This is a genomic window from Metabacillus mesotrionivorans (assembly GCF_052171315.1).
In the GTDB taxonomy this organism is placed as follows: domain Bacteria; phylum Bacillota; class Bacilli; order Bacillales; family Bacillaceae; genus Bacillus_P.
Genome location: NZ_JBQMFF010000004.1, coordinates 308008 through 316232, shown reverse-complemented (window position 1 = coordinate 316232; position 8225 = coordinate 308008). Strand labels below are relative to the sequence as shown.

The 8225-nt window shown below is 46.9% G+C and carries 10 protein-coding genes and 1 other annotated feature; all 10 genes read right to left on the bottom strand.

What is annotated here, in order from left to right; all coding sequences use genetic code 11:
• Positions 1 to 105: 105 nt before the first annotated feature.
• Positions 106 to 1392: a GTPase ObgE gene (gene obgE / locus ACTSEZ_RS13795; RefSeq protein WP_029279391.1), complete on the bottom strand. Its 1287-nt coding sequence runs from the start codon at positions 1390 to 1392 to the stop codon at positions 106 to 108.
• A 22-nt stretch (positions 1393 to 1414) separates the two neighbouring features.
• The gene (locus tag ACTSEZ_RS13790) at positions 1415 to 1963 is read right to left on the bottom strand and encodes a Spo0B C-terminal domain-containing protein (protein WP_369734735.1); all 549 of its coding nucleotides are present in this window, start codon (positions 1961 to 1963) and stop codon (positions 1415 to 1417) included.
• A 227-nt stretch (positions 1964 to 2190) separates the two neighbouring features.
• Positions 2191 to 2484, bottom strand: a complete 294-nt coding sequence (gene rpmA, locus ACTSEZ_RS13785) for a 50S ribosomal protein L27 (RefSeq protein ID WP_029279387.1) — start codon at positions 2482 to 2484, stop codon at positions 2191 to 2193.
• Between the two features lies 1 nt (position 2485).
• Positions 2486 to 2839 carry a ribosomal-processing cysteine protease Prp gene (locus tag ACTSEZ_RS13780; protein ID WP_369734733.1) on the bottom strand — a complete coding sequence of 118 codons (354 nt, stop codon included), beginning with the start codon at positions 2837 to 2839 and terminating at the stop codon, positions 2486 to 2488.
• 11 nt (positions 2840 to 2850) lie between these two features.
• Positions 2851 to 3159, bottom strand: coding sequence for a 50S ribosomal protein L21 (gene rplU, locus ACTSEZ_RS13775; protein ID WP_029279382.1), 309 nt, complete (start codon positions 3157 to 3159; stop codon positions 2851 to 2853).
• A 15-nt stretch (positions 3160 to 3174) separates the two neighbouring features.
• Positions 3175 to 3258: a sequence feature (ribosomal protein L21 leader region), on the bottom strand.
• Between the two features lie 52 nt (positions 3259 to 3310).
• Positions 3311 to 4741, bottom strand: a complete 1431-nt coding sequence (locus ACTSEZ_RS13770; RefSeq protein ID WP_369734732.1) for an Rne/Rng family ribonuclease — start codon at positions 4739 to 4741, stop codon at positions 3311 to 3313.
• A 59-nt stretch (positions 4742 to 4800) separates the two neighbouring features.
• Positions 4801 to 5667, bottom strand: a complete 867-nt coding sequence (locus ACTSEZ_RS13765; RefSeq protein ID WP_369734731.1) for a M50 family metallopeptidase — start codon at positions 5665 to 5667, stop codon at positions 4801 to 4803.
• Positions 5660 to 6436, bottom strand: coding sequence for a peptidoglycan DD-metalloendopeptidase family protein (locus ACTSEZ_RS13760; RefSeq protein WP_369734730.1), 777 nt, complete (start codon positions 6434 to 6436; stop codon positions 5660 to 5662). Before ACTSEZ_RS13760 ends, ACTSEZ_RS13765 begins: the two co-directional genes overlap by 8 nt.
• 283 nt (positions 6437 to 6719) lie before the next feature.
• The gene (minD, locus tag ACTSEZ_RS13755) at positions 6720 to 7526 is read right to left on the bottom strand and encodes a septum site-determining protein MinD (protein ID WP_029279375.1); all 807 of its coding nucleotides are present in this window, start codon (positions 7524 to 7526) and stop codon (positions 6720 to 6722) included.
• Positions 7527 to 7528: 2 nt separating this feature from the next.
• Complete coding sequence (gene minC, locus ACTSEZ_RS13750; protein ID WP_369734729.1) at positions 7529 to 8212, bottom strand: septum site-determining protein MinC; 684 nt, start codon at positions 8210 to 8212, stop codon at positions 7529 to 7531.
• Positions 8213 to 8225: the final 13 nt, after the last annotated feature.

The window sequence follows — 8225 nt, the reverse complement described above, 5'->3', positions numbered from 1 at the left end:
TCTTACTAAAAAAAAGGTTTCTTCTTTCATGACCTTCTCCTTTATGAAAACTGCACTTTTTTCCTTTTGAAAAAAGAAGAGCAGGCAATCGCTCTTCTTTCATGACTATTCAACAAATTCAAATTCAAAATCAAGCAGACGAACAATATCGCCGTCTTTCGCTCCGCGCTGACGCAGGGCTTCATCGACACCAAGTCCGCGAAGCTGTCTTGCAAAGCGGCGGATTGATTCTTCGCGCTGGAAGTTTGTCATTTTGAAGAGATATTCGACTTTCTCTCCTGTTACGTTGAACGTACCGTCGCTGTCACGGTTGATTTCAAACTCCGCTGCCTCTTTATCGAATTTGTAAAGGACACGGTGATCAGACAGATCCTCTTCCTCATAAAGAGGGAACTCAGGCGTCTTCTCTATCGTATTCATCACTTCATAAAGCAGTTCGCGAACACCTTCGCGGGTAATGGCTGAAACAGGGAAAATCGGAAGGTCGTCCTCAAGCTTCTCTTTGAAGATCTTCAGATTTTCTTCTGACTCAGGCATGTCCATTTTGTTGGCTACAATAATCTGCGGTCTTTCAGTCAGACGCAGGTTGTATTCCTTCAGCTCTGCATTGATCGTCAGATAATCCTCATAAGGATCACGGCCTTCGCCGCTCGACATGTCGATCACATGCACAATGACGCGTGTGCGTTCGATGTGACGGAGGAACTGGTGGCCAAGTCCGACACCTTCATGCGCCCCTTCAATCAGACCCGGAAGATCTGCCATGACGAAGCTTCGGCCATCGCCCGTTTCAACCACTCCAAGGTTTGGAACAAGAGTTGTAAAGTGGTATTCTGCAATTTTCGGTTTTGCCGAACTGACAACAGAAAGAAGCGTTGATTTTCCTACGCTCGGAAAACCGACCAGTCCTACATCGGCAAGAAGCTTAAGCTCCATGATAATGTTGCGCTCCTGACCTGGCTCACCGTTTTCAGAAAGCTCCGGTGCCGGGTTTGCAGGAGTGGCAAAACGGCTGTTTCCGCGTCCTCCGCGTCCGCCCTTTGCAATAACAGCCTGCTGGCCGTGCTCTGTTAAATCAGCAATAACCGTTCTTGTTTCTTCTTCCATCACAACGGTACCCGGCGGAACTTTGACAATCATCGCTTCCGCATTTCGCCCGTGCTGGTTTTTGGACATGCCGTGCTGTCCGCGGTCTGCTTTAAAGTGGCGCTGATAACGGAAATCCATCAGTGTGCGCAGTCCTTCTTCCACCTGGAAAATGACATCTGCGCCTTTACCGCCGTCTCCGCCTGCAGGTCCGCCCTTCGGTACGTATTTTTCTCTGCGGAACGCGACAAGGCCATTGCCCCCGTCTCCGCCTTTCACATATATCTTCACCTGATCTATAAACATGGTAATCCTCCGTCCAAGCCAATTATGCAAGTTCAACCGCAACGGTCAATTCATTCGGGGAAAGCTCATAGTGCTTCACTTCAACCCCGCTTTGCTCATTTGCCTTCAGCCAGTTTAATAACAGTGCTTTATCTGTTATTATGCCGTTAAAGTCAAAAAAGAACCGGGCTTGTCTTTGATTGGCTTCTGTTTCTATTGTAATGCTCATATGATTTTCAGCGCAGCGGTCCGCAGCATCATCAAGAATCTGAAAGAACTGTCCGCACCACTCTGCTGCTGTCTGATCGAGTTCAGACAAATCACACGCAGTGCCAAGCACCTCGTATTCGAGGGCATAGTGATGCCTGTGCCAGTTAAATGTCATCAGCATGCTTGCAAACGAAAGCATTTTCAGATTGCAGAGCTTTGATTCATTCTGGGATTCAATCACAATTTCTTCGATTATCTGCTGTACGCGGTCATATTTATTCAGCGTTATGTTTCCTTTTAGTAACTGAAGTTTATTCATCCAGTCGTGGCGGGAATGACTCAGCACCTCGACAATATTCCACTCTTCATTTGTTTTTTTCATGTCGGCACTCCTGCTCCCTTATCTTTCTCTATTCATTTCTCTAGGAGTTTCAACTTGGAAACTGAATGTCGTACTAAATTATAACAAACAATCCAGGGGAAAATAAGGGCAATTTGAAAAAAGCAGAAGGAATGAGCTTGATGGGGGTATTAAATGAGGCTTCCATCGTTTGCATCTATTAAACAAAAGAAAAACTCTAACCGTGGGCTAGAGTTTTCCTAAAGAAATTATGCTTCTTGTGCTACAGGATATACGCTAACTTTTTTGCGGTCACGTCCGAAACGCTCGAAACGCACAACTCCGTCCACTTTCGCGAAAAGAGTGTCGTCGCCGCCGCGGCCAACGTTTTCACCTGGATAAATTTTCGTACCGCGCTGACGGAAAAGGATAGAACCACCGCTTACGAATTCGCCATCTGCACTCTTAGCGCCAAGACGCTTAGAGATTGAATCACGTCCGTTCTTAGTAGAACCTACTCCTTTTTTAGAAGCGAAGAACTGAAGATCTAAAGTTAAAAACATTCTAGTCCACCTCCTGCTGGTTGTTATTTATAACAATGTGTATGAAATGTCCGTAGCTAAGTTCAATTGACTGCAGAGAAACAAGCATTCCCTCAAGCAGAAGCTGTGCCTTAGCGGCTGCTTCCTGCTCCAGTTCCTGCGGCAGCTGAAACGAAAGATATCCTCCGTCGCCGCCCTGCTCGACAATCGGCGTTATGCCTGTTAATTTATGTACTGCATTAACAGCGCCGAATGCGACAGCAGATGCTCCAGCACAGACAATGTCCTTGCCGTGAACATCAAAATCGGCATGTCCAGATAATGTAAACGATTCAATTAAGCCGCTGCGAGAGCGGTTAATGACTGCTTTTATCATCTTAAAAAGCCTTAAGCGTTGATTGCATCAATAACAAGTTTCGTGTATGGCTGACGATGACCTTGCTTTTTGCGGTAATTTTTCTTAGCCTTGTATTTGAATACAGTGATCTTTTTAGCGCGGCCCTGTTTTTCAACTTTCGCTGTAACAGTCGCACCAGCAACGATCGGGCTTCCAACTTTCACGTCATCTCCGCCGATAAATAATACTCGGTCAAAAGTAACAGTGTCACCTTGCTCACCAGCAAGCTTTTCAACGTAGATCGCCTGACCAGCTTCTACTTTGATTTGTTTGCCACCAGTTTCAATAATTGCGTACATTCCTATGCACCTCCTAATTAGACTCAGACTCGCCAGCAGACAGGTGTTCCGGATGATCCGAAAGGCTTTATACCTGCATCTGAGCGGTTGTAGCACGGGTGCTACAATCAATAACATAACAATACTATCAAAAGCGGGCTATCTGTGTCAATCACATTTTCTCTTTATTTTTCAGCAGGCGGATGATTTCATCCTCATCTCCCTGATGCACGATCCTGTATGTGCCTGTTTCTGAAGAAGGATTCAGGAAGATGCGAAAATGCAGAACGCTCTCAAGGCGCTTTACATGCTCGTCCTGTTCTCCCCTGAAAATCCGTGCCGCGTCCGCCGGGAGTTCGACTAAAACGGCTTCATGCTCCATATACTGCCGCTCCCACAGCTCCCGCTCAAGTCGGAACGCTGTCGTTTCCGCTGAAACGACCGTTCCGGTGCCGCTGCAGTGCGGGCAGGGGCTCATCAGCAGGGAGGCAAGATCTGGCCGGACTCTTTTTCTTGTCATCTGAAAAATATTCATCTGGGTAAACCCGATGATCCGTGACTGCACCTTATCCCGTTTCGCCTCTTTCAGCATTTCAGAGAGAACAGCCTGCCTGTCATCCTGCCTGTCCATATCAATGAAATCAATGATGATCATTCCGCTCAGATTGCGGAGCCTGATCTGGCGGGCGGCTTCCTTTGCTGCTGCAAGATTTGTCTTCAGCACCGTATCCTGAAGAGAGCTCTTGCCGGAAAATTTCCCAGTATTGACATCAATGACAGTCATAGCCTCAGTCTTATCGATCACAAGGTACGAGCCATTGGACAGCCAAACGATCCTCTTGAGGGCTTTCTCCATTTCCTGTTCAGCACCATACGCTTCAAAGACCGGCTGCTTAGACTGGTGAAAGATCACCTCCGCCCCTCTGCACCGCGCTTTAAGATCCAGAGCAAGCTCACTATCATCACAGACAATCCGGTCAGCTTCCCCCAGGTCATACTCCCGCAGCATCCGGTCAAAAAACGGTGTCCCCTCGGCAAGCAGGGATGGCACTTTTTCCGGTTTCTTCATTTTTACTTCTTCGTATTTCCCTTTTAAATAATCAAATTCACGCGTGAGTTCCTCTTTCTCTCTTCCGTTTGCCGCGGTCCTGAAAACAAGGCCTTCTTCTTCTTTGCAAAGAGAGGCTCCGATGGCAAGCAGCCTCTCTCTTTCAGCGGAGTCTTCAATTTTTTTAGAGACGGCTGTATATCCGGAATGGGGCATATAAACAAGATACTGTCCGCCAAACTCCAGTTTTGCTGTGAGTTTTGGCCCTTTATGCTCTGTTGCCTCTTTTGCCACCTGAACGATGATCTGCTGTCCTTCTCTTATTCTTTTTTCCATAGAGGAAGGAAGATCATGGACAGAAAGATAGCCGTTTTTCTCCGACCCGATATCAACAAACGCAGCCGCCATTCCCTTCAGAACATTTAAAACACGGCCCGCGTAAATGGCGCCGGCCGTTTCATGTATATGATGAATGTGTATCTCCTGAACATCTTTGTCTTCAAGCAGCGCGCAGCGGTTCTCACTGCCCTTTGCATTGAAAAGTAACGTACGCAATGAAACATCCTCATTTCTATAAGTGCTTTCTCTTATTTACTCATTTTATGAGGCCAGCGTCAATAGAGGTAGTTCAGCTCACCGACTGTCGACTGCACGCGTTTATCGGCAAAATAAGCATGCAGCAGCTCATTTTCATCAAGCTCAAACAGTTTTTTTCCGTCACGTTCTACAATAATCGGGTGCTTGCATCCCCTCCTGAACTTCAGGAGAGTCTGATAGATCATCTCATCCTCATCTACTACAATCGGCTCAAGGATCCCCGGGTCCTGTTTATTGCCGTAATACCTCTCAAGCAGAAAACGCATGCTTACAAAGCTTCGGTGTTTGTATTCAGTATATAAGGAGTAGATGAGAAACCCTGCAATGATCCAGACGTTCAGCTGCTGCGGAGAAAACAAGAGGAAAAACAGCAAATACACCCCAAGAAAAACAGCTGACACCATCAGCATCAATCGGTGGGCCTCCTGATAGGACCGCCTCACAGATACAAACAAAAACAGCAGCTTTCCGCCATCCAGCGGCCAGATCGGCAGCAGATTAAACAGAAAGATCATTCCGTTGTAAAACGTAAAAAGCTGAAACGTTTCCGGACTCATATAGCCTGCTGAAAACAAAAGAAAGGCAGCTCCCTGCAGAGGAAGATGCTGAAACGGTCCCGCAGCAATCGTAATAAGTTCTTCCTTCAGCGGCCTGTTCCCATGCTCCTCAACTTCTGCCACCCCTCCAAATGGAAGGAGGACAATTGATTTCAGCCTCCAGTCAAAATGTCTTGCAGCCATTGCATGCCCAAGCTCATGCACAAGAATGATCACAAGCAGAATCAGCAGTGACTGAAAGTGGGCAGTCATGACTGAGATTCCCATGATTAGCCATAGAATGGGGTGAATATGAATGTGAAGAAACACAGACAAATATTTATTCAAAGGAGATCACCTGTATCGGGTCTATAAATTGCTCACCCTTTTTAATAGCAAAATAATACGTTCCCTTTTGATCTTCTGCTGCTTTGATTTTGCCGATTTCTTTGCCGTTCTCAACAAAGTCATACAGGGAAACCTGCACTTCTTCGAGGTTTCCGTACCAGCTTTCTGTTGAATCGTCATGCTGGACGACTACCGTCAGACCTGACTCTTCCTTTTTTCCGATTTCAATGACGATACCCTCATTCATCGCTTCCACAAGCGTGCTGCTTGTTTCTACCATCACACCCTGGCCATTGTCTTCAAACGTTTCAAGCACCTTGCCTGATGCAGGAGCGGTATACTGGTCTGAAGCAGGCTGTTTGTCAGCAGCAGGCTTTATCAGAGCCAGCGGGTCACCGAACTGTTCCCCGTACCATTTCGATATTCTCGCAAACTGGAACTCTTCTTCAAACGTGCTTGTGACAACATGCTGAACCTTTTCAAACGGAGGCGAATCATTTTTAAACACGATTGCTGATACCAGCACAAGACAGGCGCCGATCAGCAGCTTGAACATAAACACATCCGGCTTAAACAGCGGATGCTGTCCTTTCCCGCCGTCACTGCCGGGATCGTACGAATGATACGCAGCGCCGCTGTATTTCTCCTCATCATCCGTGTAAGGAAGAGCTGAAAACGGTTTGGGATCCCGTTTAGAAGCATCCCCCAAACGGAGCTCCCGTTTTCTCTTCGCCATTTTTTTCCGCAGATCATCCGCACGATTCCCCATTGCAGCTCCCATCCCCTCATAGCACATTTACTGCATCATATGCCTTGTCCGACGGGATTATGACAAGCCCTGATACAAAAGCGCAAGCGCCAAGGCCCTCTCCGATAGGCAGATAAGAATCCGGCAGAAAAGTCCGGTTCCCGCCTTTTTTGACGGATTTGTTCTGACAGAGGATCTAGGCGCTTCCGCTTGCCGATGATGACTTTGTTTTGTTAGCCTATTATTTTTTATAATTTACTTAACAACGAAAAAAACAGCCTCCCTGAATAAGGAGACTGCCCGTTTATACTCTTACACCAAAAAAGCGTTTGATTTTTGTAAACATGCCCGGATTCGCATCCTCAAGCGACTGAAGAGGAACGGCTTCGCCAAGGATCCTGCGCGCGATGTTCCGGTAGGCAATGGATGCGCGGTTTGAAGCGTCCATTGCGATCGGCTCGCCTTTATTGGAAGCTTTAATCACATCATCGTCATCCGCTACAATCCCAATGAGGTCAATCGACAGATGAGCAACAATATCATCTATATCAAGCATGTCGCCGTCTTTTACGAGATGATTCCGTATCCGGTTAATCACAAGTTTCGGAGGCTCAATGCCTTCTTCACGTTCAAGCAGTCCGATAATTCGGTCTGCATCCCTCACCGCAGATGTTTCGGGAGTTGTTACAACAATTGCCTTGTCAGCCCCTGCGACTGCGTTTTTAAAGCCCTGCTCAATGCCTGCCGGACAGTCGATCACGATATAATCGTAGTCCTGTTTCAGCTCATCAACAAGCTTTTTCATCTGGTCGGGATTCACAGCCGACTTGTCGCTCGTCTGAGCAGCAGGAAGCAGGTAAAGCCTGTCTTCAAAGCGTTTATCTTTAACCAGAGCCTGATGAATTTTGCAGCGGCCTTCTACAACATCCACCAGATCATAAATGATCCGGTTTTCAAGTCCCATTACAACATCGAGGTTGCGAAGACCGATGTCAGTATCAATGAGACATACCCGTTTTCCTAAAATCGCCAATGATGTTCCTAGATTGGCAGAAGTCGTTGTTTTTCCAACTCCGCCTTTGCCAGAGGTAATAACGATTGCCTCACCCACGGTTAAATTCCTCCCTCAAACCTTGTCAATTCAGGTCGTAAATGAGTTAACTGCTGCAGCCGGTCAATGACGATCGACTCGCTTTCATCTATGTACGCACATTCCATCTCATGCGTTTCTTCCCGGTCATAATCAGGCGCTCTGCCGACTGTTGAGCCAATCCGGATTTGCGACGGCATCATCACGGATGCGGCTATGACAGCTGAGCTCTTCCCGTTATATCCGGCATGAGCAATTCCTCTGAGTGTTCCCATAATGAAAATGTTGCCCCCGGCAATCACAGTGCCGCCGGGATTCACATCTCCTATCAAAAGAAGATCTCCGTCAACCTTAAGAACCTGGCCTGAACGGATGACCTTTGCCACAGAAACGATTTCCGCTTCTTTCTTCATGCGTGCGGCATGTTCTTTTGTAACAACATTGCTTTCAAATGTTTCAACAACCAGATTACGCTTTTTCTGAATCACAGCCTCAATTTGTTCCTGATGGCTTCTGTGAAGCAGGCGGTTGCCCGCTTTTACGTTAACGGTGATCGTTGGCCCATCTTCATGTATATACTGTTTTAGAGACAGCATCTGCTCAAGATCATTCAGCAGTTCTTCAAACGAACACGAATCATCAAGATGCAGGGTTAAGCCGTCTTTCGTGCCTTTTATTGTGACATAATGCTGTTTTTGAGCCTTCATGACGTTCACCTCA

Bases quoted from the DNA above. Each gene is read 5' to 3' on its own strand.
- ACTSEZ_RS13790 (WP_369734735.1), bottom strand. From the start codon at position 1,963: ATGAAAAAAACAAATGAAGAGTGGAATATTGTCGAGGTGCTGAGTCAT.
- ACTSEZ_RS13780 (WP_369734733.1), bottom strand. From the start codon at position 2,839: ATGATAAAAGCAGTCATTAACCGCTCTCGCAGCGGCTTAATTGAATCG.
- obgE (WP_029279391.1), bottom strand. From the start codon at position 1,392: ATGTTTATAGATCAGGTGAAGATATATGTGAAAGGCGGAGACGGGGGC.
- rpmA (WP_029279387.1), bottom strand. From the start codon at position 2,484: ATGTTTTTAACTTTAGATCTTCAGTTCTTCGCTTCTAAAAAAGGAGTA.
- minC (WP_369734729.1), bottom strand. From the start codon at position 8,212: ATGAAGGCTCAAAAACAGCATTATGTCACAATAAAAGGCACGAAAGAC.
- rplU (WP_029279382.1), bottom strand. From the start codon at position 3,159: ATGTACGCAATTATTGAAACTGGTGGCAAACAAATCAAAGTAGAAGCT.
- ACTSEZ_RS13760 (WP_369734730.1), bottom strand. From the start codon at position 6,436: ATGGGGAATCGTGCGGATGATCTGCGGAAAAAAATGGCGAAGAGAAAA.